General features: G+C 31.9%; 24 protein-coding genes and 2 tRNA genes. 14 read left to right on the top strand and 12 right to left on the bottom strand.

Features of this window, described 5'->3' with window-relative positions; all coding sequences use genetic code 11:
* The first annotated feature begins 1 nt into the window (after nucleotide 1).
* Together Q0663_RS04355 and Q0663_RS04350 are read left to right on the top strand one after the other, a co-directional pair.
* On the top strand, nucleotides 2–1,039 hold the full coding sequence (locus tag Q0663_RS04355; protein ID WP_274634842.1) for a M28 family metallopeptidase: 1,038 nt from the start codon (nucleotides 2–4) through the stop codon (nucleotides 1,037–1,039).
* A gap of 231 nt (nucleotides 1,040–1,270) precedes the next feature.
* Nucleotides 1,271–2,440, top strand: coding sequence for a histidine decarboxylase (locus tag Q0663_RS04350; RefSeq protein ID WP_299006914.1), 1,170 nt, complete (start codon nucleotides 1,271–1,273; stop codon nucleotides 2,438–2,440).
* 35 nt (nucleotides 2,441–2,475) lie between these two features.
* Here the strand turns inward: Q0663_RS04350 and Q0663_RS04345 are convergent, their stop codons facing one another.
* The 3 genes from Q0663_RS04345 to Q0663_RS04335 form a co-directional block, all read right to left on the bottom strand.
* Nucleotides 2,476–3,561, bottom strand: coding sequence for a methyltransferase (locus Q0663_RS04345; protein WP_299006907.1), 1,086 nt, complete (start codon nucleotides 3,559–3,561; stop codon nucleotides 2,476–2,478).
* 10 nt (nucleotides 3,562–3,571) lie between these two features.
* Nucleotides 3,572–5,104, bottom strand: a complete 1,533-nt coding sequence (locus Q0663_RS04340; protein ID WP_299006900.1) for an FMN-binding glutamate synthase family protein — start codon at nucleotides 5,102–5,104, stop codon at nucleotides 3,572–3,574.
* Nucleotides 5,105–5,199: 95 nt separating this feature from the next.
* On the bottom strand, nucleotides 5,200–5,451 hold the full coding sequence (locus Q0663_RS04335; RefSeq protein WP_133537019.1) for a type B 50S ribosomal protein L31: 252 nt from the start codon (nucleotides 5,449–5,451) through the stop codon (nucleotides 5,200–5,202).
* 194 nt (nucleotides 5,452–5,645) lie between these two features.
* Here Q0663_RS04335 and Q0663_RS04330 point away from each other — a divergent pair, with 194 nt between their 5' ends.
* From Q0663_RS04330 to Q0663_RS04315, 4 genes are all read left to right on the top strand, one after another.
* The gene (locus Q0663_RS04330; protein ID WP_299006895.1) at nucleotides 5,646–6,698 is read left to right on the top strand and encodes a glutaminyl-peptide cyclotransferase; all 1,053 of its coding nucleotides are present in this window, start codon (nucleotides 5,646–5,648) and stop codon (nucleotides 6,696–6,698) included.
* Between the two features lie 158 nt (nucleotides 6,699–6,856).
* Entirely contained in the window at nucleotides 6,857–7,537 is a 681-nt protein-coding gene (locus tag Q0663_RS04325; protein WP_299006889.1) for an SDR family oxidoreductase, read from the top strand.
* Between the two features lie 139 nt (nucleotides 7,538–7,676).
* Nucleotides 7,677–8,273 carry a SprT-like domain-containing protein gene (locus Q0663_RS04320; protein ID WP_299006885.1) on the top strand — a complete coding sequence of 199 codons (597 nt, stop codon included), beginning with the start codon at nucleotides 7,677–7,679 and terminating at the stop codon, nucleotides 8,271–8,273.
* A gap of 10 nt (nucleotides 8,274–8,283) precedes the next feature.
* Nucleotides 8,284–9,360 carry a mannose-1-phosphate guanylyltransferase gene (locus Q0663_RS04315; protein ID WP_299006882.1) on the top strand — a complete coding sequence of 359 codons (1,077 nt, stop codon included), beginning with the start codon at nucleotides 8,284–8,286 and terminating at the stop codon, nucleotides 9,358–9,360.
* A 2-nt stretch (nucleotides 9,361–9,362) separates the two neighbouring features.
* Here Q0663_RS04315 and lpxK read toward each other — a convergent pair whose 3' ends face one another.
* A complete protein-coding gene (gene lpxK / locus Q0663_RS04310; RefSeq protein WP_299006879.1) occupies nucleotides 9,363–10,400 on the bottom strand; it encodes a tetraacyldisaccharide 4'-kinase in 1,038 nt (345 codons plus the stop codon).
* Between the two features lie 103 nt (nucleotides 10,401–10,503).
* Here lpxK and Q0663_RS04305 point away from each other — a divergent pair, with 103 nt between their 5' ends.
* The 8 genes from Q0663_RS04305 (at nucleotide 10,504) to Q0663_RS04270 (ending at nucleotide 17,259) form a co-directional block, all read left to right on the top strand.
* Nucleotides 10,504–11,598, top strand: a complete 1,095-nt coding sequence (locus tag Q0663_RS04305; protein WP_299006876.1) for a Nif3-like dinuclear metal center hexameric protein — start codon at nucleotides 10,504–10,506, stop codon at nucleotides 11,596–11,598.
* 3 nt (nucleotides 11,599–11,601) lie between these two features.
* On the top strand, nucleotides 11,602–12,372 hold the full coding sequence (locus Q0663_RS04300) for a hypothetical protein (RefSeq protein ID WP_274635316.1): 771 nt from the start codon (nucleotides 11,602–11,604) through the stop codon (nucleotides 12,370–12,372).
* 141 nt (nucleotides 12,373–12,513) lie between these two features.
* Nucleotides 12,514–13,056: a hypothetical protein gene (locus Q0663_RS04295; RefSeq protein WP_299006871.1), complete on the top strand. Its 543-nt coding sequence runs from the start codon at nucleotides 12,514–12,516 to the stop codon at nucleotides 13,054–13,056.
* Nucleotides 13,057–13,210: 154 nt separating this feature from the next.
* Complete coding sequence (locus Q0663_RS04290; protein WP_299006868.1) at nucleotides 13,211–13,771, top strand: hypothetical protein; 561 nt, start codon at nucleotides 13,211–13,213, stop codon at nucleotides 13,769–13,771.
* A gap of 204 nt (nucleotides 13,772–13,975) precedes the next feature.
* Complete coding sequence (pdxH, locus tag Q0663_RS04285; protein ID WP_299006865.1) at nucleotides 13,976–14,623, top strand: pyridoxamine 5'-phosphate oxidase; 648 nt, start codon at nucleotides 13,976–13,978, stop codon at nucleotides 14,621–14,623.
* Between the two features lie 29 nt (nucleotides 14,624–14,652).
* Nucleotides 14,653–15,141, top strand: a complete 489-nt coding sequence (locus tag Q0663_RS04280; RefSeq protein ID WP_299006860.1) for a histidine phosphatase family protein — start codon at nucleotides 14,653–14,655, stop codon at nucleotides 15,139–15,141.
* Nucleotides 15,142–15,149: 8 nt separating this feature from the next.
* Nucleotides 15,150–16,046, top strand: a complete 897-nt coding sequence (locus Q0663_RS04275) for an exopolyphosphatase (protein ID WP_299008062.1) — start codon at nucleotides 15,150–15,152, stop codon at nucleotides 16,044–16,046.
* Between the two features lie 118 nt (nucleotides 16,047–16,164).
* A complete protein-coding gene (locus Q0663_RS04270) occupies nucleotides 16,165–17,259 on the top strand; it encodes an OmpA family protein (protein ID WP_299006857.1) in 1,095 nt (364 codons plus the stop codon).
* A gap of 35 nt (nucleotides 17,260–17,294) precedes the next feature.
* On the opposite strand, the gene Q0663_RS04265 is transcribed toward Q0663_RS04270, so the two are convergent.
* The 8 genes from Q0663_RS04265 to Q0663_RS04230 all read right to left on the bottom strand — a co-directional run bounded on the left by Q0663_RS04265 (nucleotide 17,295) and on the right by Q0663_RS04230 (nucleotide 25,048).
* Nucleotides 17,295–17,762, bottom strand: a complete 468-nt coding sequence (locus Q0663_RS04265) for a thioredoxin fold domain-containing protein (RefSeq protein ID WP_299006854.1) — start codon at nucleotides 17,760–17,762, stop codon at nucleotides 17,295–17,297.
* A 178-nt stretch (nucleotides 17,763–17,940) separates the two neighbouring features.
* Nucleotides 17,941–19,389, bottom strand: coding sequence for a DUF389 domain-containing protein (locus tag Q0663_RS04260; RefSeq protein WP_299006851.1), 1,449 nt, complete (start codon nucleotides 19,387–19,389; stop codon nucleotides 17,941–17,943).
* A gap of 118 nt (nucleotides 19,390–19,507) precedes the next feature.
* On the bottom strand, nucleotides 19,508–20,623 hold the full coding sequence (locus Q0663_RS04255; protein ID WP_299006848.1) for a C1 family peptidase: 1,116 nt from the start codon (nucleotides 20,621–20,623) through the stop codon (nucleotides 19,508–19,510).
* Nucleotides 20,624–20,693: 70 nt separating this feature from the next.
* Nucleotides 20,694–23,093: a TonB-dependent receptor gene (locus tag Q0663_RS04250; RefSeq protein WP_299006844.1), complete on the bottom strand. Its 2,400-nt coding sequence runs from the start codon at nucleotides 23,091–23,093 to the stop codon at nucleotides 20,694–20,696.
* A gap of 114 nt (nucleotides 23,094–23,207) precedes the next feature.
* Nucleotides 23,208–23,290, bottom strand: a tRNA-Tyr gene (locus Q0663_RS04245).
* Between the two features lie 47 nt (nucleotides 23,291–23,337).
* Nucleotides 23,338–23,410 (bottom strand) — tRNA-Lys (locus Q0663_RS04240).
* A 133-nt stretch (nucleotides 23,411–23,543) separates the two neighbouring features.
* Nucleotides 23,544–24,308, bottom strand: a complete 765-nt coding sequence (locus Q0663_RS04235; RefSeq protein ID WP_299006841.1) for an ABC transporter ATP-binding protein — start codon at nucleotides 24,306–24,308, stop codon at nucleotides 23,544–23,546.
* Nucleotides 24,308–25,048 carry an ABC transporter permease gene (locus Q0663_RS04230; RefSeq protein ID WP_047790134.1) on the bottom strand — a complete coding sequence of 247 codons (741 nt, stop codon included), beginning with the start codon at nucleotides 25,046–25,048 and terminating at the stop codon, nucleotides 24,308–24,310. Before Q0663_RS04230 ends, Q0663_RS04235 begins: the two co-directional genes overlap by 1 nt.
* Between the last annotated feature and the right edge of the window lie 46 nt (nucleotides 25,049–25,094).

The raw sequence follows: 25,094 nt of genomic DNA, 5'->3' as shown, positions 1-25,094 counted from the left end.
GATGAAAAAATTACTTTACATGGCAGGTGCAATAGCATTGGTAGCATGTGGTTCTAGCAAAGACACAGCTAGTACTGACAATGACACTACCACTGATTTTGCTGCTAAATACGCCAAAACCATTACTGCTAAAGACTTAGGTAAACACTTATTTATTTATGCTTCGGATGAATTTGAAGGAAGAAATACCGGTGAACCTGGGCAGAAAAAAGCAGTAAAGTATTTAAAAGATTTCTACGTAAGTCAAGGAATTGCTTCTCCGCTAGGTGGCGATGATTATTACCAAGAAGTACCTTCTGAATATTTAAGCAATAACCGTAGAGGAATCATTTTAAAAGATTCTGAAAACGTTCTTGCATACATCAAAGGATCTGAAAAGCCAGAAGAAATAATTGTTATTTCAGCTCATTTAGACCATGAAGGAGTTAAAAATGGTGAAATCTACAACGGTGCTGATGACGACGGTTCTGGAACAGTAGCTATTTTAGAAATTGCTGAAGCTTTTAAACAAGCTGCTGATGCTGGTAAAGGTCCAAAACGTTCTATCTTATTTTTACACGTTACTGGAGAAGAAAAAGGATTATTAGGGTCTAAATACTATTCTGAAAACCCAATTTTCCCATTAGCGAATACAGTTACCAACCTAAATATGGATATGATTGGTAGAGTTGACGATCACCATAAAGGAAATCCGAACTATATATATTTAATTGGAGCAGACAAGCTAAGTACTGAATTGCATAATGTTTCTGAAGCAATGAATAAAAAGTACACTAATATTAACTTAGACTATAAATATAACGATGATAATGACCCTAACCGTTTTTACTATCGTTCAGACCATTATAACTTTGCAAAGCATAATATTCCTGTTATTTTTTACTTTAACGGAACACATGACGACTATCACAGACCAACCGACACTCCTGACAAGATTAACTACGAGATGTTAGAAAAAAGAACTCGTTTAGTTTTTCATACTGCTTGGGAAGTTGCCAACCGTGAAAATCGCCTTGTTGTTGATAAAGCTGCAAACTAAGGTCTATCCAAATTTAAATTACAAGTTATAAAAGCTCATCAAATTGATGAGCTTTTTTTATGCTTAACTATTAACTCAGATTAAAATCCTTCATTAAAAACTAGTATCAAGAGTTCAAAACCGATTATTTAACGGTTAAAATATTTTTATTAGAAAAATAATCTAACTTTCAATCTTTTAAATGACAAATACTATTGTTTAACATACTTTTGCGCGCTTAAAATTTCACTCATGGCAAACGAGCAAAAATTATCAGTAGAAAATCAAGAGAAACTACATAAACTAGAGCAAGAATTAAGTACTGCTCGTGATACTTTTTTAGGCTATCCTGTATCAAAAGATTTTGACTATTCTGAACTAAATAAATTCTTTCAATATCCAATTAACAACCTTGGAGATCCTTTTGAGCAAGGTACTTACCGCGTACAAACTCATGAAATGGAACGTGAGGTTATCGCCTTTTTCGCTAAGTTATTCAGAGCAAATCCGAAAGATTTTTGGGGATATGTAACCAACGGTGGTTCTGAAAGTAATTTATACGGACTGTATATCGCTCGCGAGTTATTTCCGAAAGCCATGGTATACTATTCTGAGTCTACGCATTACAGTGTTCGAAAGAATATCCATTTATTAAACATCCCAAGTATTGTTATTAAATCGCAAGAAAATGGAGAAATGGATTATGAAGATTTTGAAAATACTGTTCGTATGAATCGTCATAAGCCAGTAATCGTATTGGCTACTTTTGGCACAACCATGAAAGAGGCAAAAGATGACATCGGTAAAATTAAAGGAATTTTACACAACCTAGCAATTCAAGATCATTATATCCATTGTGATGCTGCTTTGGCTGGGTCATTTGGACCGTTTATGCAACCTCGTTTATCTTTTGACTTTATGGACGGTGCTGACAGTATATCTATCAGTGGACATAAATTTATAGGCTCTCCTATTCCTACGGGAGTATTGATGGCTAAGCGATCTAACAGAGATAGAATTGCCAAGGGAATTTCTTATATCGGTTCGTTTGATACTACCATTACAGGTTCTCGTAATGGGCATTCACCGTTATTTTTATGGTATGCCTTAAAGCAATTAGGAATTGAAGGTTTACAGCAACGTTATGAGCATAGTTTAGCTGTAGCTGAATACTGCGAAGCTGAATTACAAAAAATTGGAGTAAATGCTTGGAGAAACCCTAATGCGATTACTGTGGTATTACCAAAAACTCCGAAAAGTATAAAAGACAAATGGCAATTAGCTACCGAAGGAGCTATTTCTCACGTAATTTGTATGCCCAATGTAACAAAAGCACAGATTGATGAATTTGTAAGCGATTTAAAAAATTGCACTGAACAAATTATTGAAGAAGAGTTTTCCTATGATTTTTCATTAAGTTAGAGCCCTAACAAAACAAAAAACGCTAAAAATTCCTCTTAGCGTTTTTTTATACATTCTATAATTTGAAACTTTTTATTTTGTTGCAACACACTTACTGAAGAAAAAAGCTTTGTTAGATGCGTACTATAATTCAAATGTGAATTAGCAACTAGTAAAAATCTTCCATTTACTTTTAAGCAACTTTCTACACCTGTAAAAAGATTGAGTGCTACTTCTATATTATTTTCATGTTCAAAATGAAAAGGCGGATTTGACACCACTAAATCAAATGAGTTTTTATCTAATTTTTCTAAAGTATCATCACATACAAACTGTGCTTTTTTTCCTTCTAAGTTTATTTTAGATGATTCAATAGCTAAGTTAAAATCATCTAGTAAAGTTACTTCTATATCAGGATTTTGGTTCATCACTTCATAAGCGATAATACCATTCCCTGAAGCTACATCTAATACTTTTAACTCATTAGGTTTTAATTGTAAGTTCTCTAAAAAAAATTGGGTCCCAATGTCGATACTTCCTGAAGAAAACACTCCGTAATATTGTTGCAAAACATTATCTTTCCATGGAAGTGTATTGATAAATTCTTTCTTCAGAAGTGATTTTTTAGGCGATTTCAACACCAACAACCGTGCTTTTTTCCACGCTTGTGACTGAGTTACCTCTTCAAAATACTGCTCAGCAACTTTTACAAAAGAAGTTGAAAAGTATTTGGTCATAAACCCACAAACTACTTCAGTCTTTTCATGTGAAGCTTTATGGATTTGTTGTAAGAACAACTCAAACAATTCTATCGACTTCGGAATTTTAATCAGTGCCAACTCAACACTTTGTAAATCGTCTAAAGGAGTTTTATAGTCAACCTCAACAGCCAACTTGTTCAACACTAAATTTTGACGAATTGCTTTTTGTTGACTAGCATACGTCCAAACAGTAGTAACTTTTTTATGCTGTAAAGCACAATTCCATACCCCGAAACGATCATTAAAAACATGTACCGTTTTGGTGTTTCTATCAGAAACAACATCCAACACCAACAGTTCGGCATTACTCCAAGCTCGCAAACTTTTATCGAACGTTTTTGGGTAACGCTCTAACTGATATGTTTGAGAATTAAACTCCAACAAGCTGTTTTTAATACGTTAACACTTCTTCTTCTGGATAATAAATTTTATCTAACGAAGTTATTTCTCCTCCTCTATCTCTCCTAAAAATGTGTTTTGCTTCTATTTCTGTGATAGAGTCTTTACCCATTGCGGCGGTCATTTCTTTTACAGCACTAATTGTTTTATTATGATAATTCTTTACACGCATATTTTTATACTTAACAACCAAAGCTTTTACTAAATCTTTCTCTTGAGTTGCTACTCCTACCGGACATGTATCCATGTTACATTCACGAGCTTGGATACATCCTAAACTTAACATAAAACTACGTGCCATTCCAATAGCATCTGCACCTAAAGATAGGTATTTAATAATATCAAAGGCATCAATAGCTTTTCCACTTGCTATAATTTTTATTTGCCCTTTTAATCCGTATTTTTTTAATGTTTTATCTACAAAGGAAAGTCCTTCTAACAACGGGGTTCCTATATAGTTTGAAAACTCTAAAGGCGCTGAACCAGTACCTCCTTCACCTCCATCAACAGCTATAAAATCTGGGTAATTATTAGCATCTGCAAATGCTTTAATCATACCTTCTATCTCTTCATTATCACCAACACAAAACTTAATTCCTACTGGTTTTCCTCCTGATAACTCTCTGACTTGTTGAATAAACTCAATCATTTCTTCAAAATTAGAAAAAGCATCGTGTCCAGGAGGCGAATCAACACGTGTAAAAGGTTCTACAGAACGAATTTCAGCAATTTCTTTCGTGTTCTTCTTTGCTGGTAATATTCCTCCATGACCAGGTTTTGCTCCTTGAGAAAGTTTTATTTCAACCATCTTTACCTCTGGTCGTTCTGCATTTTTCTTAAAAACTTCTGGATCAAAGACACGTTTTCCATCTATACTTTTTCCTGCTCCAAAATACCCTGTTCCTATTTGAAAGATTAAATCTCCACCTTGCAAATGATAAGGAGATATTCCTCCTTCTCCTGTATTGTGTGCAAAATTCCCCATTTTCGCTCCTTGGTTCAATGCCATAATAGCATTTTTACTTAACGAACCAAAAGACATCGCAGAAATATTAACTATAGAAGCATCGTATTTTTGTGTACACTTATCAGAACCTATTAAAACTCGATCTCCACCAACATTGTGGTGATCTTTAGGAAATAATGAGTGTTTTACAAACTCATACCCTTTTGCATATACGTTATGCTGGGTACCAAAAGGAACTGTTTCTATCTCTTTTTTTGAACGTTGATAAACAATACTTCTCTTTTCACGGTTAATTGGTTTTCCGTTTAAATCATCTTCAATAAAGTATTGTTGAATTTTTTCACGTTCTTCTTCAAAGACCCATCGCATACGAGCAATGACAGGAAACGCTCTCATAAGCGAGTGTTTCTTCTGAATAAAAGCATCATATATTGCTAATGAAGTAACAGCTGTTGCTATTGTTAACAATATTACATTTCCCATATCTGGCATAAAGTATACTAATACTCCGCACAGAATATTAATGGCTAAAACTACAGATAAGATAGTATCTCTCATTTCTTTATTTTTTTGGGGACAAAAATACGATTTTAAACTATAAAAAAAGCTCTGACACATAGCCAGAGCTTCTCGTATATATTAAATACGTAAAATTACTTTTTAAATTTTGCGTACTTATTTTTGAACTTATCAATACGTCCTGCTGTATCTACTAACTTAGACTTACCAGTGTAGAAAGGATGTGAAGTTCTTGAAATTTCTAATTTGATTAATGGATATTCAACACCATCTACTTCTAAAGTTTCTTTTGTATTAGCAGTTGAACGCGTTAAGAAAACATCTCCGTTAGACATATCTTTAAACGCTACCATTCTATAATTTTCTGGATGTATACCTTTTTTCATCTCTTGTAAATTTAAATCTTTTATTTTTGTTGAAAAATATAAAGTTGGTAAATCTTTATAATCATTTCATAATTCAAAAACCTGCAATGGCTCTTTGAGGGTGCAAATTTAACCCTTTTTTTTAATTTGCAAACAAATAATTTGCTTTAATTTGTACAACAAGATTTTAAATCACAGAAAACAACTTTTAATATATGCGTTTTTATACATTTTTAACTTTAGGACTAACTACTTTATTGATAACTTCTTGTAGTGAAACTAATTACAAATTCAAACTTGATACAACAAAGAAAACTACTTTAGGTGAAAAAGCAGCGATAAAATTTGAACAATTAGAAGGTAATCAAATAGATTCTGTTCAGTTATATGTAAACAACAAACGTGTTAATAAAAACGAACCTAGTGTTATCATTAACACAGCCGATTTTGGTGTAGGTAAACATGCGGTTACAGCCTTGGCTTTTTATCCGAATAAATCTAAAAAACTAAACAATTCTATTGAAGTTTTAGCAAAAAAAGCTCCAAAAGTCTATTCTTACAAACTTCTTAACACCTATCCGCACGACAAAGAAGCTTATACTCAAGGATTAGAGTATAAAAACGGATATTTATATGAAAGTACAGGACGTAGAGGTCAATCTACTTTACGTAAAGTGGAGATTAAAACTGGAAAAGTTTTACAAAAAATTGATTTAGATGCGAAATACTTTGGAGAAGGAATGACCATTTTCAATAATAAAATCTATTGGTTAACATGGCAATCTCGCAAAGGTTTCATCTATGATTTAGAAACTTTTAAACAACTTGGTTCTTTCGATTATAACAACAGTAATGAAGGTTGGGGATTAACACACAACGATTCTGAATTAATAAAAACTGACGGAACTAACAAAATTTGGTTTTTAAACCCTGAAAACCTACAAGAAAAAAGAAGTATTCAGGTGTACACTCACGATAGAGCATTAGACAAGCTGAATGAAATAGAGTATATGGACGGTAAAATCTTTTCTAATTACTGGAAAACTGACGGAAAAGGTAAAGCTACCATTGCCATCATAGATCCTAACAGTGGTGCGGTTGAAGGTTTAATAGGTTTAGATGATTTACGTGATGTTATTTTAAAAGAACAAACTTTAGATCAAGACGAGGTTTTAAACGGAATTGCTTACGATGCTGAAAATAATCGTTTGTTTGTTACCGGAAAACATTGGGGGAAGTTGTTTGAAATTGAGTTGATCAAACAATAAATAATCTCTTCATTAAAAATAAAAAAATTCCGTTTCCTAAATAATTAAGAAACGGGATTTTTTATAAACTACTTCATTTTTCATGATAATTTAAGAATGATTAGACACTAAATGTAGTGATTTTTATGTAGCTTGCCCTTTTAAATTTTGACAATTACATGAAGAATATTGTTATCACAGGAACTAGTAGAGGTATTGGATTTGAATTAGCTCAGCAGTTTGCTAATCAAGGACATCTAGTCTTAGCTCTATCAAGAAACACAAAACCTTTAGAGCAAATAAATCACTCTAATATTACAACTATTTCAGTTGATTTATCTAACGAAAATGATATAAAAAAAGCAGTTGATTTTGTTTCAATAGAATGGAAAAAGGTAGATATTCTTATCAATAATGCAGGAAAATTGATTAACAAACCTTTTGAACAATTAACTACGCAAGATTTTGAAGAGGTTTATAAAGTGAATGTTTTTGCGGTTGCTCAGTTGACTAAAAACCTACTACCTTTTATGCAACAAGGAAGTCATGTAGTAACAGTGAGTAGTATGGGCGGAATACAAGGAAGTATGAAATTCCCTGGATTAGCTGCCTATAGTTCTGCCAAGGGTGCTGTAATAACCTTATCAGAATTATTAGCCGAAGAATATAAAGAACAGCAAATAGCTTTTAACGTCTTAGCCTTAGGTGCTGTACAAACAGAAATGTTAGAAGAGGCTTTCCCTGGATATGAAGCACCTTTATCAGCTAAAGAAATGGCTAACTATATTTTTGATTTCGCTTTAACAGGCAACAAATACTATAACGGAAAAGTATTACAAGTTTCTAGTTCTACTCCATAGAAAAATAACGACTGTCACTTCGAGTGATTTTCGTTCAACATAGCTGAAAAGAAAATTGTATCGTGAAGTAGTAGCTAGTTCTCGATACAGTTTTTATTTTTCCATTTTATTTCAAAATAAAAACCACTCGAACTAACTTTTGAAAAAAACACTGATTAAATACATACCTGAAGAAGCAATTCCGTTAGTTGAATATTTAATTATTGAGCATAAAATCAACTTAAAAATAGTAAGCGAACGTCAAACCAAACATGGTGATTTTCGTCGACTACCCAACGGTCATATGCAAATCACAGTGAATAACAACTTAAATCCTTATCAGTTTTTGTTAACGTTAATTCATGAAATTGCACATCATGTTACCTATCAAAAATTTGGAAGGGTACAACCTCATGGTAAAGAATGGAAAACCGTTTTTCAACATTTAATGCTGCCTTTTTTACAACCAGCAATTTATCCGAAAGATATATTACCTTATTTAGCTAATTACCTAAAAAACCCAAAGGCAAGTACAGATACTGATGTGAATTTATCGCTAGCTTTACGAAGAGGAAAATCTGAAGACGGAAAGAATTTTATCTTTGAAATTCCTAACGGAAGCATTTTTCAATTTAAAGAGACGCTGTACAAAAGAGGAAGCAAACGAAGAACACGCTATGAATGCTTAAATTTGAGTAACAAACGCGTGTATTTATTCAATCAAAATGCAGAAGTGGAACTAGTAGCTTCAAAATAAATAAAACAGTATGAGCAGTAATTATTATGCAGTAATTATGGCGGGAGGTGTAGGTTCACGTCTTTGGCCAGTAAGTACCGAAAAGTACCCAAAACAGTTTCACGACCTATTAGGAACTGGTGAATCTTTACTGCAAAGAACTTTCAACAGAATTAATCAATTAATTCCTTCTGAAAATATTTTAATTGCTACGAATCAACGTTATGAAGGGTTAGTGTTAGAACAACTTCCTACAATTAGCAGTAAACAATTACTACTTGAACCTACAATGCGTAATACTGCTCCTTGTATTTTATATGCTGCATTAAAAATTCGTCAGCAAAATAAAAATGCTGTGATGTTAGTAGCTCCGTCAGATCACTGGATAGAAAACGAAACCGAATTCATTAAGAACATAGAAACTTCTTTTAACGCTTGTGCAAAGGAAAACATATTAATGACTTTAGGAATACAACCAAACCACCCAAATACAGGGTATGGTTATATTCAATTTGAAGAAAACTCTTCTGAAATAAAAAAAGTACAAACGTTTACCGAAAAACCAAACCTAGAAAAAGCTACTCAATTTTTAGCGAGTGGTGATTATCTATGGAATGCTGGGATTTTTATTTGGTCTGTTGCTAGCATTTTAGATTCCTTTAAAAAACATCTTCCTGAAATGGTTGCTATTTTAGATGATGGAACGAATGTTTATAATACCGATTTTGAAGACGATTTTATTAAAAGTAATTATGAAAAGTGTGAAAACATTTCTATCGACTTCGGGATTATGGAACGCTCTGAAAAAGTACATGTACTCCCTGTAGATTTTGGTTGGGATGATTTGGGCACTTGGGGTTCTTTATACAACAAACTTGGTAAAGACACTCATCAAAACGCAACAGTTGGAGCCACAACTATTTTTCAAGATACTAATGGAAACATAGTTAGTACTAAAAATGGTAAAAAATTAGTAGTTAAAGGGTTACAAGATTTTATTATTGTAGAAAAAGACGATGTGTTAGTTATTTGTCCACGTAAAGACGAACAGGACATTAAACAACTTCGAGAAGAGGCTAAAGATACTTTTGGAGAAAAGTATGTGTAAAATTAATTCCTTTTAAAGTTTTTTAAGCTTTCTAAAATAGCTTTATCAAACTGCTCACCTCCATTAAGAAAATCGCTTTTTATAGAAATATAATTAAGAGGATTAACCTTTCCTTCTAAACGCATATAATCTTTTTCGGTAGTTAGTATGATTTTTTGTTGAGAAGCTAATGCTTCATAAGATTTTTTAATGTTCTCAATATCCTGTTGAGTAAAATTATGATGATCCGGAAAGTTTAGATGCTTGAAACATACATTCTTTTCTTCCAAGAAATTCAATAAAGGAGTCGGATTCGCAATTCCCGTCACTAATAACACTTCTTTATCCTGCAAATCAGCAATTGTTAACTCTTCAGCTCCTTTTAAATTTTCGTCATAAGCAATCGTTGTAAAAAATACTTTTTGATACGATTTCGGATTGAGTTTTCGCACGATTTTTTCTTGCACTGCCTTCGATAAACTCTCAGGACATTTTGTAACCACAATCACTTTTGCTCGTTTAGCGCCTATCCTACTTTCTCGTAAATTCCCTGTAGGCAACAAAAAATCATCTACAAATAAATCATTGTATTTTGTAAGTAAAATATAGCTACTCGCTGTTACTTTTCTATGCTGATAAGCATCATCCAACAACACAACTTCTGGCGGGTTTTTAAGCTGCAACAACTGCTGAATTCCGTTCGTTCTATCAGCATCCACAGCTACGGTAATAGCTGTTTTAAACTTCTTGTAAAACTGTAGTGGCTCATCGCCAACATCTTCCGCTGTATGAGCATCATTCACTATTTGAAAACCTTCCGTTTTTCGTTTATATCCTCGACTTAAGACTGCAATTCTATAATTATCTTTTAGTAAACGTATTAAATATTCTATCTGTGGAGATTTACCCGTTCCTCCTACACTTAAATTTCCAACAGCAATTACAGGAATATTAAAAGAAGTAGCTTTTAAAATACCTAAATTAAAAAACCAATTACGGACTCTCGTAATCACATCATACAAAATAGCAAACGGAAATAATAAAAATCGAAGTAGCTTCATTACATCAAAAGTAAAAATTATTTCTTCATTACGAACAAAGTTAAGTAACCTTTATAGTCACAACTAGTTTTACTAACTTTGAACTATCATTAAACTCACCCAAATGCAAATAAAAGACGTTACCAACTACATTGAACAACTAGCTCCGCTTTCGTATGCTGAAGACTTTGACAATGTTGGCTTATTAATAGGAAACTATACTACTGAAGTTACTGGAATTTTAGTCACTCTTGACACTCTTGAAGAAACCGTAGATGAAGCAATTGCCAAAAATTGTAATCTTATTGTAAGCTTTCACCCTATTGTGTTTAGTGGTTTGAAAAAAATCAATGGTAACAATTATGTAGAACGAGTTGTATTAAAAGCTATTCAACATAACATTGCTATTTATGCTACACATACTGCTTTAGATAATGTAAATAATGGTGTTTCAGCAAAAATGGGAGAAGTTTTAGGCTTAGAAAACATGAGAACACTAATTCCTAAAAAAGGAATTATTAAAAAGTTAACCACTTATGTTCCGTTTGCCGAAGCTTCTAATTTACGCGAAAAACTATTTGAAGCGGGCGCAGGAAATATTGGTAATTATGACAACTGTTCTTTTAATGTAGAAGGAAAAGGAAGCTACAAAGGAAACGAAAACTCTAATCCTACAGTAGGAAAAAAAGGAGAATTAATGTTTGAAGAAGAAACTTGTATTACAGTAACATTTGATTCTTACTTAGAAGGAAAAATACTTTCTGCTCTCTTTAAAAATCATCCATATGAAGAAGTTGCTTACGAAGTCGTTACCTTAGATAATCAAAACCAAAACGTAGGCATGGGAATGATTGGAGAACTTCCATCAGAAATGAATGAAAAAGACTTTTTATTATTTGTAAAAAAAGCCTTTAAAACTGGTTGTGTACGACACTCAGAACTGTTAGGTAAACCTATTAAAAAAGTAGCTGTATTAGGAGGTTCAGGAAGTTTTGCTATTAAAAACGCAATACGTGCCGGTGCCGATGCTTACATAAGTGCTGATTTTAAGTATCATGAATTTTTTAAAGCAGAAAAAAACATCTTACTTGCAGATGTCGGACATTATGAAAGCGAACAATTTACAAAAAACCTTTTAGTTGATTATCTTAACAAAAAAATTAGTACTTTTGCAATTATTTTAAGCGAAAAGAGTACAAATCCAATATACTATATTTAACAGATGGCAAAAAAAGAAGTAACGGTAGAAGAAAAATTAAGAGCGTTATATGATTTACAGTTAATCGATTCTAGAATTGACGAAATTAGAAACGTTCGCGGTGAATTACCTTTAGAAGTTGAAGATTTAGAAGATGAAGTTGCCGGATTAAACAAGAGACTTTCTAATTTAGCTGAAGATGTTAAAAATTTAGAAACTGATATTAGCAATAAAAAATTAGCTATTGATGAGTCTAAAACATTAATTAAAAAATACGAAGAACAGCAAAAAAACGTTCGTAATAACCGTGAGTTTGATTCTTTAACAAAAGAAATTGAATATCAAGAATTAGAAATTCAATTATCAGAAAAAAGAATTAAAGAATTCAAAGCTAAAATCGCTCAAAAGAACGAGGTTATCGAGAATACTAAAGAGAAATTAGCACAACAAGAAAACCATTTAACTCACAAAAAAGGCGAATTAGATGCTATCTTAAAAGAAACTGAAAAAGAAGAGCAGTTATTAAAAGAAAAATCAGAAGAGTTCGCTCAATCTATCGACGATCACTTATTATCTGCTTATAAAAGGATTAGAACTAAAGTGCGTAACGGATTAGCTGTTGTAGCTATTGAGCGTGGTGCTGCTGGAGGTTCTTTCTTTACAATTCCACCACAGGTACAATTAGAGATTGCTAACCGTAAGAAAATTACAATTGACGAGCATAGTGGACGTATCTTAGTTGATGCCGCTTTAGCACAAGAAGAAAAAGAAAAGATTGATAGTTTATTCGCTTAATATTTTTTCTACAATATATTTCAAGCCCTCTTTTTAGAGGGCTTTTTTTTATTTTACAAAAAACTATATTTCTTTTTTTCACTATATTTAGTTCGTAAAATGAAAAGGAATAAAATTGCCAAACTCAATAGATCAAAATTTATGAAAAAATCATTTTTAACTTATCTTTTCCTTATAGTTTCTACAATATCTTTTAGCCAAAATATTGAATCATCAACTCGAAAATTTATAGATGAAGCCCAATTCACAAGAATTAATAAAGATTGGTCTACAATTGCCGAATTCAAATCTGGAATAGGAGAAACAGTCGAATTTTATCCAATAGAAGTTATAAATCTTAAAACTGGAGAAAAAACAAATGCACTACAATTGGACATGAATATAAAAAAACCTGATGTTTTTAAAACAGCTTGGATTGGTTTAGAAGAAATTAATGAATTCATAAGTTTTATAGAAAACAATGTAATCCCCAATTTAGATTTAAGATTTAAAGACAAATCGTCAGAATTTATTTTCAAAGCTAATGAAATGACACTATCATATTTTGTTTATGAAAAGAAAAGAAGATTAACCATAAAACTTAATAGTTATGACGATAGTGAATTTAAAAATTATACTTTCTGGACTGAAACACAAGTTGATAAAATACCTAGATTACTAGAAATATTAAAAATTATAAAATAAATACTATTACTAACTTAAGATGTATAACCGCAATTACGGCAGATTCGGCTTCGTCTGAATCCACTCGGTAATTACTATCGCTTATTCTTAACCGAAAACCATTAACTTTACCCCCCGTAACTGACGGTTATACGCAACATATGCATTAATTTGAATGAACAAGAAAACTAAAAAAATAATCGCGAAAGAATTTTTATTCTTACTTGGAACAACAATTCTTTTTTTTGTTATTCTTTTTATTTGGATAATCTTAAATGATTCAAACCACAATAAAGAATACAAACTTAAAGACAAAATTGAAAAATTAACCGAATCCGAAAAGTTACCTTATCGATTAAGAGTTTTCTATTATATAAATAATGATATTACCGAAAACTCTTGGAATAAAATGAAAGACAGTGAAAAGTTCATTTCTGACCTTAAAGACACAGAAAATGCCTCTAAAATCTATGATTACATAAAAGAAAAAGGAAACATTAGCAGCACAAAAGATGAGTTTTTAGATAAAATTTCAAAAGACAATGAATCAGAAAACTATTTTACCAAGATTCTACCATTAGAAACGGAACTGAAAAAAACTGAAGACTCTTTTTTTAACAGTAGTATTAGAGATGAAGAAATTTTTGTACTTGGGATTTTTCTCTTTTCTATTTTCTTCCTTTTACGCTATCTGATTTATGGAACAAAATGGAGTATAAAACAATTGAAAGAATAAAGAATTACCGCTAGTAATTACTCTTATTAAAAGCACTAGTCCAGTTTTTCAATATTATTATTTCATATTCAAAACTCATGCTAAACACTATTTTAGCAAGCATCTTTCTAACTTCTCTTTATGCAAAGTTTGTTAAATATTAAAACGCAAAAACAACAAAACATCTGATAAAATTGTACTTTTACATAGTATAAATTAACAATAATGGCACACGATTTAAGTGACTATAGAAAATCTTACGAGAAAAAAGAGTTGTTAGAAAGCAACTGTCCTGAGAATCCAATTGAGTTATTTAGAGATTGGTTTTTTGTTGCCGACGAATCTGAGTTGGTAGATGAAGCCAATGCTATGACTATAGCATCTATAGGACTGGATGGTTTTCCGAAAAGTAGAGTTGTTTTATTAAAAAAATATACTTGGGAAGGGTTTATTTTTTATACCAATTACAATTCAGAAAAAGGAAGAGCTATTTTAAACAACAACCACGTGTGTTTATCTTTCTTTTGGTCTGGTTTAGAACAACAAATTATTATAAAAGGAAAAGCTGAGAAGCTTGCTGAGAATTTATCCGACGGATATTTCGAATCGAGACCAGATGGAAGTAAATTAGGTGCTTGGGCTTCTAATCAAAGTGAAGTAGTTACCTCTCGTAATGAGTTAGATAATAACCTTGCTTCCTTTGAAAAAAAGTTTGAAAATCAAGAAATTCCAAGGCCTAAACATTGGGGTGGCTTTTTAGTAAAACCTGTTTCTATTGAGTTTTGGCAAGGGCGTCCGAATCGTATGCACGATCGCATTCGATACACCTTACAAAAAGATTTTTCTTGGAAACTTGAACGTTTGGCTCCTTAGTTTTATATTTACATAGTATTTATATTTGAATGAAAACACTATATATCGTTCGTCACGCTAAATCATCATGGGAGTATGATAGCGTTAAAGATATTGACAGACCCTTAAAAGAACGCGGCATTAACGATGCCCACCTTTTATCTAAATACCTGGCTAAGAAAATTAACAAACCTGATGTTTTTCTTTCTAGTAGCGCTAATAGAGCGTTACATACAGCGGTTATTTTTTGTGAAAACTTTGGATACCCGTTATCAAACCTTAAAATAAAACGTCAACTGTATAATTTTAGCGATGGTTATTTGGTAAAAACAGTAAAAGCACTTGATGATAGTTTTGATAGTGCCATTGTATTTAGTCATGACCACGGTATAAATAGTTTTGTGAATAAATTTGGCAACAAACCTATTGCTCATGTAACTACTTGTGGTGTTATAGGAATTCAATTTAATATTAAACACTGGAAAGATATTAAGAAAGGAAGCACTATACTGGTAGAGTTTCCTAAGAACCATAGATAAATCTATATATTTTGAAAATAAAAAAGTATGCCGCTATTGATATTGGATCTAATGCTGTAAGGTTATTAGTAGCTAACGTTATTGAAGAAAGAGATAGAGAACCCAAATTTAAAAAATCATCATTAGTTCGTGTACCTATTCGTTTAGGTGCAGACGCATTTGTTTCTGGACGAATTTCAGAAGCAAATACCCAACGTATGATTGATGCAATGCAGGCCTTTAAACTTATCATGAAAATTCATGGAGTTGAACGATATAAAGCTTGTGCTACCTCTGCAATGAGAGAAGCAGAAAACGGCGAAGAAGTTGCTAGTTCTATCTTAAAAAATACCGAAGTTAAAATTGATATTATTGACGGTAAAAAAGAAGCAGCCATTATATCTTCTACCGATTTAAACCAATTAATAGAGTCTGATTCAACATACTTGTATGTTGATGTGGGTGGAGGAAGCACTGAATTCACCTTATTTTCTAAAGGAAAAATTATCCGCTCTAAATCTTTTAAAATAGGTACCGTACGTTTACTTAATAATAAAAAATCTGAGAACAAGGTTCTTTTTAGTAAAGTACAAAACTGGATTGAAGAAAACACAAGCGGCTACAAACGAATTTCCTTAATTGGATCAGGAGGAAACATTAACAAACTCTTTAAGATGTCTGGTAGAGATATAGGTAAACCTATCTCTTACATTTACTTAAACGCTCAATACCAATTCTTGAAAAAAATGAGCTATCAAGATCGTATCTCTGAGTTAAGCTTAAATCCTGATAGAGCTGATGTAATCGTTCCTGCTACAAAAATATACCTTTCTGCCATGAAATGGAGCGGAGCCAGAAAAATATATGTTCCTAAAATTGGACTTTCAGACGGAATTATCAAAAGCTTATACTTCAATAAGTTATAACTTATTTTTAACAGTTTTTAACATAAAATAAAATTTACTATATTTGTTATATGTGACTTTCTCCCCCTAAATCTGTCACATAAAAAAAGCTAAATAAACACAAGTAAATTTATCAATTATGAAAAAACTATTATTAGGGGTACTAGTTTCTACTGGACTAACTAGCTTTGCTCAAGACCTACCTCAAAATCCAGAACCAGGAAAATGTTACGTTCGTTGTAAAACGCCAGAAGTTTGGAAAAACGAAGATGTTACCATCGAAGTTGCTCCTGCCTACAAAAGAATTGTTACTCACCCAGCTGAATACAAAACTGTTACTGAAAGAGTAATGGTAAAAGAAGCTGGACAACGTTTAGAAATTGTTCCTGCAGTATGGGAAAACAAAGTTGTTACGTATCAAGCGAAAGAAGATGCGAGTAGTTTAAAGGTAATTAAAGCTACTTTTAAACCAGACGAGCAAGTTATTGAAACTAAAGCTGCTTCTGCTATTTGGGAAATGAGTGAAAAAGCTCCCGATTGTGAATCAAGCGATCCTAACGATTGTAGATACTGGTGTTACAAACCAATTCCAGCACAATTTGTTACCGTTCCTTTAACTAAGTTAGATAACGATGCAACTACACAGAGAACTTCAGTACCTGGTTTTGAAAAAACCTATACTAAAAGAGTAATGGTAACTCCACCTACTACTCGAGTTATTGAAATTCCTGCTGAGTATAAAGAAATTACTAAAACAGTTTTATCTAAAGATGCTTGGCAAGAAGAAGTTATTGTTCCTGCTAAATACCAAACAGTAAGTAAAGAAGTATTAGTAAGTAAAGGAGGCTTAACTACTTGGAAAGAAGTTGAGTGTGAATTATTAACTTACAACCCATTACCTATTAATTGGAACTTAGGAAGTGCTACTTTAACATCAACAGCTAAAAGACTTATCGATTCAAGATTATTACCAGTTTTAAAAGACGGTGTACAAGTTGAATTAGCTTCTCATACAGATTCGAGAGGTACTAAGGAATCTAACCAAGATTTATCTGAAAGAAGAGCACAAGCTGTAGCAAACTATTTAATTTCAAAAGGAATTAACCCAAGCCAATTAGTTGCTAAAGGTTACGGTGAATCTAAATTAAAGAATAGATGTTCAGATGGTGTTACTTGTACTGAAGCTGAACACAGAGCAAACAGAAGAACTGAATTTAGAGTAATCAGTCAGTAATACAACTGTTTCGTAAAAAAGCAAAACCGCGGATATTATCCGCGGTTTTTATTTATAACTGATTCAAAAAATGGATAGTAATATTCTGTTAGTAACAACCCTTTTTTATAAGCTATTACTTTTTGTTTATGATCAACAAATAATAATGTTGGATAAGAAGAAACTTTATACTTTTCAGCTAGTTTTTGATTCAACTCTAACTTTTCCTTTGTTACTAAATCTTGATTAAAAGGTATATCTGCCTCATATAACACAAAATTTTCTTTCGATAAGTTTCTAAACTTTTCTGTGCTAAACAATTCTTTATCTAACTTTTTACAAGGCACGCACCAATCAGATCCTTTAAAATAAATCAACAAAGGCTTTCCTTCTTTTTTCACTTTTTTCAAAGCGTCTTTATAAGATTCTGTCCAAATAATAGCTTTTAAACTATCGTTTTGCGTTTCTTGAGACCATGCTATGGTATAAAAAAATACTGCTACTAATAAAAATAAATTCCTCATATGTACTACTCTATGCTTCAAATTAACAAAAATAATACCATTTATTAAGTAATTGTATGTGACTATTTTAAAAAATAGTGTCTTATTTAATGAGTTAAAATTATACACGCTAGTATAACTTAACAAAAAATCAAAATAAAAAAAACCTCGCAGCAGCGAGGTTTTTTCATTTTCAAGTTTAGTTTCTTCTTATTTGAATTTTATCAGTTTTCAACTCTTTTTGCATCCAAGTTCTTAACTCTCGTTCATTTCTTACTTTAATAGAATCTTTCAGTTTATCATTCCATTTTATTGAAACAACTGTAGTAGTATCTACCTTAATAAAATCACTTGATGACAACACTTTAGCCAAACTCATTTCTTTTATATCATTAAACCTGATTTTTGCCTCTGTACTTATTTTACTAAACGGAATTGAGTTTTTATCTCTATACAAAGCATCCTGTTCTATTCTTTGATTTAAACTAGAAATTGTTCTTTTCAAGTCATCAATTTCCATGTGTAAGCCTGTTATAATATTGTCTTTTTCATCCAGTTCTTTCACAGCTCTATCATAAGCATCTACTACTCTATCCACACTTTTAGCCTTGTTTTCGTTGATTATTAAAGAATAAGAATCTATTTTCGGGAAAGTTTTTAATTCATTTCGTAAAAATGACTCTGTTGCATCACTTACATCACCATTAAAAAACAAGCTTATTGTTTTATCTTTAACTTCTAGTCTTTCACGCTGTAGCCACAAGTTAGGATTATCGTATACTTTTGCTTTTAAAAACCTTTTATAGTTTGCGTCTATTACACTCTCATTATACACTCCTACAAAAGTAAATACCGCTGGAACCATTACTAAAAAGGCTATAAAAGACGCTATTTGCGCTATTCTTTTACGCTTAGCTGAGTTTACATAACGAATCATAGTAAAACCTAACAGTTTTAATACTAAGAAAGTTGCCAGCGCAATAAATATTGTATTTATGGTAAATAAATACATTGCCCCTAAGAAATAATCAAAGTTTCCTATTGCTAAACCATATCCGGCTGTACATAATGGAGGCATTAAAGCAGTTGCAATTGCAACACCAAAAATCACAGAAGCAATAGTTCCCTTTTTGGTTCTTGCTATAATTAATGCTAAACCACCAAAAAAGGCTATTAACACATCTCGAATATCTGGTCTTACCCTACCTAATAACTCTGAAGTTTCTTCACGAAGTGGAAATATAAAGAAAAATAGAAATGCAGTTAATAAACTCAATACAATCATAGTTGCTAAGTTTATTAACGATTTTCGTAATGTGTCAATATCATTAATAGCAATAGACATTCCTACTCCTAAAATAGGTCCCATTAGTGGAGATATTAACATGGCTCCAATTACTACTGCTGTTGAGTTTGCATTTAAACCAATAGATGCCACAAAAATAGAACAGATTAAAATCCAAGCTGTGGCTCCTTTAAAAGAAATATCACTTTTTATTGCTTCTATTGTTGCTTCTTGGTCTGTATCATCTCTAAAATCGAGTAACTCTAAAATAAACTTTTTTACTTTTTCCCATAAACCTTTTGCATCTTGCTGTATCGATTGTTTCGATTGCTCCGCTGCTACTTCTTCTTTATTTTCTTCCATAAATTCTGATTTTTGTTAACTTCGGAAAGATACGAAATTCCCAAGTTAGAAAAGATATAAAAAACGCTTGTAGATTCAATGCCTACAAGCGTTTTATATACTCTTAAAAAGTTTTTTATTATTTAATACCTAGCTTACTTTTCAACTTTGGTGTAATTGCATCTTTATGTAATAAAACAGATATTGTTTTCAATTTAAAATAAGGAACTGACATATATACATACCCCTGATTTCCTTGATTTTTACCCCAAGAGTTCTTTACTTTAAAATAGGTATTTCCTTTTTGATCTTTTACCAAACCTACAATATGCATTAAGTGATCGTCCGTTGTATTAAAGTTTTCAAATTCTGCTTGACGTAAACTTGGTGTAACAGTTCTTTCTTCAACTATTTCTGTTAGTGCTTTTTCATTTTCTGTGTTACTTGCAGGAATTATTGCTACTCCATTTTTTGATGAAAATGTTTTTTCAGATACATCACAATCCAATTCTACTGTGTAGCCTTTTTGAATTGCTTCTTCTGTTACAGCTACTAATTCATCTAAAGAAACATTATAAAATGCCCCGTTTGAAAAATTATCTGGAATGTTTAAAATGAATTGATCGTATTTTTTTGCATGTTCAAACGAACTAATTGTTACATAATTTGAAGGATCTACCTTTACATATTCTGCAAAAGACTTAGGAGTATATTTTTTCCCTTCAAAAGTAAACTCTTCTTTATTTTTTCCTAAGTATACATCCAAAACACTTTCTATTGATTGTTTCCATTTTGGACTTAATTCTCCTGCTGGATTTTTGATATAAGCATCCAACATTGATTTTAATACCGCAATCATTTCTGCATGATTATGTCTGTCTTGTCCAAGATCTAAACCTGTAAAAACTTGCTCAGGCACTAATCCGTATTTTTCTACTGAATTAATAACATCATGCGCCAAACCTCCTTCACTAAATTGTGCTTTTCCTTGGCGGTATAAATAATTATTTGCTTTATCAGAATACGTATTACGAACCGTATACATTTCAGATAAATCAATGCTTTTACCTGTTAATCTGATAATTTCTGATTCTAAAAAAGAGGTTGTAGAAAAACTCCAACACGTTCCTGTTCTTCCTTGGTTTTTAACTTCAGTATCTTCAATGTCTTTTACTGTTGAAAACTGATACTTTTGTGCTGAAGTTGAAGTTATACTTAAAAAAGTAAATGCTGCTCCTAATAGAATTTTTTTCATATTTAAAAACCTTATGATAATTTAAGCAAGCAATTTACTCTTTTTAAAAGATTATGAAACTTCAAAAGTGTTAAAAATCTACTATAACGCCTATACGTGGTAAAGCTCTCCCAGTTGTACTTTCTATTTCTTCCAGTAGATACCTTGAACTATCGTTAGGATCGGTTACTCTTCCATTTCCATCTTCAATAGGCAATAAAAAAGGTTGCTGTTTAGAGCTACTAGCATATATATTTTGAATATCTAAATATAAGTTAACAGCCGCTTTTTTTAAGAACCATGTTTTGTCTACACGGATATCTAGTTGTGTATACGTATCTAATCTTTCTGTGTTAAGTTTGGTATAATCTAAAATTCCGCCGTTTTGCACATCATAATTACCTTTTAATGAAGAAGCATCTAAATCGTATGGTGTATAAGGTTTACCACCAACTAATCGAAACTTTGTTCCTATTTCCCAGTTTCTGTTTAGTTTTTTCCCTGCTGTAATTGTTAATAGGTGTTTATTATCCCATGTTGAGGGAATATAGGCTCCTTGTGCATCTTTAAATTCACTTCTCACAAAAGTATACGACGCTATTCCGTACAATCCGCTATACGACTTTTTCTGTGTCAATAACTCAAATCCATACGCTCGACCTTCAGATGTAGAACTAACAGCTTCATTACCTATAATACCAAAATCAGCACCTAGATTTGCTAAACTTATTTGATTTCTTAGCGAGAATGGATAGTTTTTATATCCTTTATAAAACCCTTCAAAAGTTATTTTTGAGCTTGTATTAGGCTTGTAACTTAATCCACTTACAAAATGATCTGATTGTATATATTTCAACCCATTTTTATTTTCAAACTCACCTATATCGTTTTTATATCCTAATACTGTATACGATGGTAATTGATAATAACGACCTACTGAAGAACTCACCGTCCATTTTTCAGATAAATTATAACTTAACGACAATCGTGGTGAAAATTGGTTAAATGGATTTTTCATTTCTGAATTGTAATCTATTCCGTCCATTCTAAACCCAAAAGAAACTCCTAATTTTTCATCTAAATATCTTTTTGAAACTTGTCCGAAAACTCCATATTTAATAAAATCTATGGCTGAATTGAAATCGTAGATAGTTACTCCATCTGAATTAGCATTTTTCTGATAATTACTATTCGTATACCTCGCTGTTTCTAAATTAAAACCTAAGTTAAAATCAATTTTGTTAACAGTTTCAAAGCTATTTTCATATCGTAATTTATTTTCTATTTCTTTAGATGAGTAATCTAACAATAAGTTTGCTGGTATTTCTTCATTTAAAAAATATTTCACCGCCTTGTTTTTCCACTCATTCCTACTTAGTACGACCAAGTGTGTTGAGTTTGGTGCAAAATACTTATAACTGGCTCCTACAGTATAATTCCATTGACTGTTTACGGGAACAGAATTTAAAATAACTTTATTTCTCTTTATCGTTTCTAAATCTGTTTCTCCATCGTTTACCTCTTTATTTATTTCAAAGTCATCAATAGCTCCCAAAGCAACTATTGATAATTCACTATTTTTTGATAATTGCGATTTAACATTTACTTGAAAATCGCTATAGGTTGGTAAAAAAGGTAGTTTTATCAACTTAAATAAAAACTGTAAATACGATTGACGTGCAGAAAACATAAAGGTTGTATTCTTCCCTAATGGTCCGTCTAACGTAATTCCTGCATCTGAGGTTCCAATAGTGGCTCTAGTATTTAACGAAGTCGGATTCCCTCTTTTTTGAGTAAACTCTATAACAGAACTTAAAGAGTTACCTCTATTGGCAGGAAATGCACTTGAATAAAAATCAACTTTACGGATTAAATCTGCATTCATGATTCCTACAGGTCCACCTGTAGCTCCTTGTGTTTGAAAATGGTTAATTACAGGAACTTCAATACCATCTAAATAAAATTTATTTTCAGAGGTTGCTCCACCTCTAATAATAATATCATTTCTAAATCCAGGATTTGATGCTACTCCTGGAAAAGACTGAATTACTTTTAGCACATCTCTGTTTCCTCCTGGGTTCTTTTCTATTTCTGCTATACCCAAACTTTGAAGCGACAAAGGACTATCTACAGACTCTTTAAATAATGGTGCTTGTATTTGAACTTCTTTTAACTGTGTTGCATCTTCAATTAACTCTAAGGTTATATAAGGTGAGTTATCTTTTGTTACTAAATACTCATCTGAAATTAACGTTTTATAGCCCACAAACGAAGCTTGTATTTTATTATAACCTAAAGGAACGTTATTCAAGACAAACTCCCCTTTTTCATTTGAAACCGCTCCTATTTCTGTTCCATATACTAAAACATTAACGAAAGGAAGCAATTCTCTTGTTTTAGAATCAATAACTTTTCCTGAAATTTCCCCGCTATTTTGAGATACAACAGCGAAAGACTGAAGTAAAACCAAGAGTATCAACACTTTTCTCATATCAAAACATTTAAGATCTAACAAAAATACATGCTTTGTTTAATTAAAAACAAAAAAAATTAAACAAAATTACAATAAGAACAAAAAAACTCAATCGTTATGATTGAGTTTTCGTGGGGAGAGCAGGATTCGAACCTGCGAAGTCGTAAGACAACGGAGTTACAGTCCGTCCCATTTGGCCGCTCTGGAATCTCCCCAAAGCTTTTAAAAAAAGCTTCTCCGTAAAATCGAGAAGCTTTACTAGTGACCGGGCTGGGGCTCGAACCCAGGACCCTCTCCTTAAAAGGGAGATGCTCTACCAACTGAGCTACCCGGTCATTTTTTGCTTTTGCTTTTCTGCGTTTGCGGGTGCAAATATAGAAGCTTTTATTGTTCCTGCAAACATTTTTTAGAAGTTTTTTTGAAAAATTTTCAATGTTTTTTGTTATCTATTAATTAACAGAAAGTTACCTAAAAATCATTTAAGTATGCTTTTCTTACTTTTTTAAATAAATTAGATGAATACACAAAATCTACCACTGCTTCATTATCTGTTTTGAAGATTTCTTTATGTGATCCTTCCCATGCTTTTACTCCATTTTTTAGAAAAACAATCTTATCTCCTATTTCCATCACCGAATTCATATCATGTGTATTTATTACTGTAGTAATTTTATACTCATCGGTAATTTCTTGAATTAGGTTATCTATAACAATAGACGTTTGCGGATCTAAACCTGAATTAGGTTCATCACAAAACAAATATTTAGGCTTCATTACAATTGCACGGGCAATTGCTACACGTTTTTGCATTCCTCCAGATAATTCAGCAGGAAACTTTTTGTTTGAATTTTCTAGGTTTACACGGTTCAACACAAAATTCACCCTGTCTAGCATTTCACTTTCAGGTTGTTTGGTAAACATTTTTAAAGGAAACATTACGTTTTCTTCCACGGTTTGTGAATCAAACAAGGCACTTCCTTGAAATACCATTCCTAATTCTTGACGAAATTGACGTTTATCTTCTATCGTCATATCAGTATTCGCTAGTCCATCATAAACAATGGTTCCTTGCTCTGGTGTGTGTAAGCCAATTAATGATTTTAAAAATACTGTTTTACCTGAACCACTCTGACCAATAATTAAACTTGTTTCTCCTGGTTTAAATGAAGTTGTTATCCCCTTTAAAATCTCAACACCATTAAATCCTTTGTGTAAATTGTTTACTTCTATCATTAGGTTAATAACATTTGAGTTAAGAAATAGTTCGCTATAACAATAAGCACTGTAGTCCAAACTACAGACTGTGTACTTGCTTTTCCAACTTCTAATGAACCTCCTTTTACATAATATCCATGATAGGAAGGCACTGTGGCAATTAAAAAAGCAAAAACCACTGTTTTTATCAACGCATAGGTTATAAGAAACGGATCAAAATCTAATTGAACTCCTGCTATATAATCTGCTCCAGAAAACAAACCCGATAATACCCCTGCCATCCATCCGCCAAAAATTCCTAAAAACATTCCTAGAATTATTAAAAACGGATAAAAGAAAACTGTAGCTATTATTTTAGGAAGCACTAAATAGTTTAATGAGTTAATTCCCATCACCTCAAGTGCATCAATTTGCTCTGTAACACGCATAGTTCCTATACTTGAAGTTATATACGAGCCTACTTTACCTGCTAAAATAATAGAACAAAACGTAGGTGCAAACTCTAAAATTACTGATCGTTTTGCTGCAAAACCAATCAACGATTTTGGTATAAACGGACTTTCTAAATTCAATGCTGTTTGCAAGGCGATTACCCCTCCAATAAAAAACGATATAAAAGCTATAATTCCTATCGACTTATGCCCCAACTCATCTACTTCTCTAAATAAAGCTTCCCGAAATACTCTTGCTCTTTGTGGCTTTGAAAAAACCTGTTTTAGCATTGAAAAGTATTTACCAATATGCTCAATGTAATTCATTAAATGAAATATATTTTTTCTTTTTGCTAAAGTATTAAAAAACCAT

The organism is uncultured Tenacibaculum sp. (assembly GCF_947504135.1).
Taxonomy (GTDB): Bacteria; Bacteroidota; Bacteroidia; order Flavobacteriales; family Flavobacteriaceae; genus Polaribacter.
The sequence above is the reverse complement of the archived record's forward strand: the minus strand, read 5'-3'. Positions and strand labels throughout refer to the sequence as shown.

Coding starts and splice junctions, on each gene's coding strand:
- Q0663_RS04300 (WP_274635316.1), top strand. CDS start 11,602: ATGGCAAAAAAAGAAGTAACGGTAGAAGAAAAATTAAGAGCGTTATAT.
- Q0663_RS04315 (WP_299006882.1), top strand. CDS start 8,284: ATGAGCAGTAATTATTATGCAGTAATTATGGCGGGAGGTGTAGGTTCA.
- pdxH (WP_299006865.1), top strand. CDS start 13,976: ATGGCACACGATTTAAGTGACTATAGAAAATCTTACGAGAAAAAAGAG.
- Q0663_RS04340 (WP_299006900.1), bottom strand. CDS start 5,104: ATGAGAGATACTATCTTATCTGTAGTTTTAGCCATTAATATTCTGTGC.
- Q0663_RS04250 (WP_299006844.1), bottom strand. CDS start 23,093: ATGAGAAAAGTGTTGATACTCTTGGTTTTACTTCAGTCTTTCGCTGTT.
- Q0663_RS04270 (WP_299006857.1), top strand. CDS start 16,165: ATGAAAAAACTATTATTAGGGGTACTAGTTTCTACTGGACTAACTAGC.
- Q0663_RS04335 (WP_133537019.1), bottom strand. CDS start 5,451: ATGAAAAAAGGTATACATCCAGAAAATTATAGAATGGTAGCGTTTAAA.
- lpxK (WP_299006879.1), bottom strand. CDS start 10,400: ATGAAGCTACTTCGATTTTTATTATTTCCGTTTGCTATTTTGTATGAT.
- Q0663_RS04235 (WP_299006841.1), bottom strand. CDS start 24,308: ATGATAGAAGTAAACAATTTACACAAAGGATTTAATGGTGTTGAGATT.
- Q0663_RS04230 (WP_047790134.1), bottom strand. CDS start 25,048: ATGAATTACATTGAGCATATTGGTAAATACTTTTCAATGCTAAAACAG.
- Q0663_RS04260 (WP_299006851.1), bottom strand. CDS start 19,389: ATGGAAGAAAATAAAGAAGAAGTAGCAGCGGAGCAATCGAAACAATCG.
- Q0663_RS04350 (WP_299006914.1), top strand. CDS start 1,271: ATGGCAAACGAGCAAAAATTATCAGTAGAAAATCAAGAGAAACTACAT.
- Q0663_RS04330 (WP_299006895.1), top strand. CDS start 5,646: ATGCGTTTTTATACATTTTTAACTTTAGGACTAACTACTTTATTGATA.
- Q0663_RS04295 (WP_299006871.1), top strand. CDS start 12,514: ATGAAAAAATCATTTTTAACTTATCTTTTCCTTATAGTTTCTACAATA.
- Q0663_RS04280 (WP_299006860.1), top strand. CDS start 14,653: ATGAAAACACTATATATCGTTCGTCACGCTAAATCATCATGGGAGTAT.
- Q0663_RS04305 (WP_299006876.1), top strand. CDS start 10,504: ATGCAAATAAAAGACGTTACCAACTACATTGAACAACTAGCTCCGCTT.
- Q0663_RS04355 (WP_274634842.1), top strand. CDS start 2: ATGAAAAAATTACTTTACATGGCAGGTGCAATAGCATTGGTAGCATGT.
- Q0663_RS04290 (WP_299006868.1), top strand. CDS start 13,211: ATGAACAAGAAAACTAAAAAAATAATCGCGAAAGAATTTTTATTCTTA.
- Q0663_RS04325 (WP_299006889.1), top strand. CDS start 6,857: ATGAAGAATATTGTTATCACAGGAACTAGTAGAGGTATTGGATTTGAA.
- Q0663_RS04265 (WP_299006854.1), bottom strand. CDS start 17,762: ATGAGGAATTTATTTTTATTAGTAGCAGTATTTTTTTATACCATAGCA.
- Q0663_RS04255 (WP_299006848.1), bottom strand. CDS start 20,623: ATGAAAAAAATTCTATTAGGAGCAGCATTTACTTTTTTAAGTATAACT.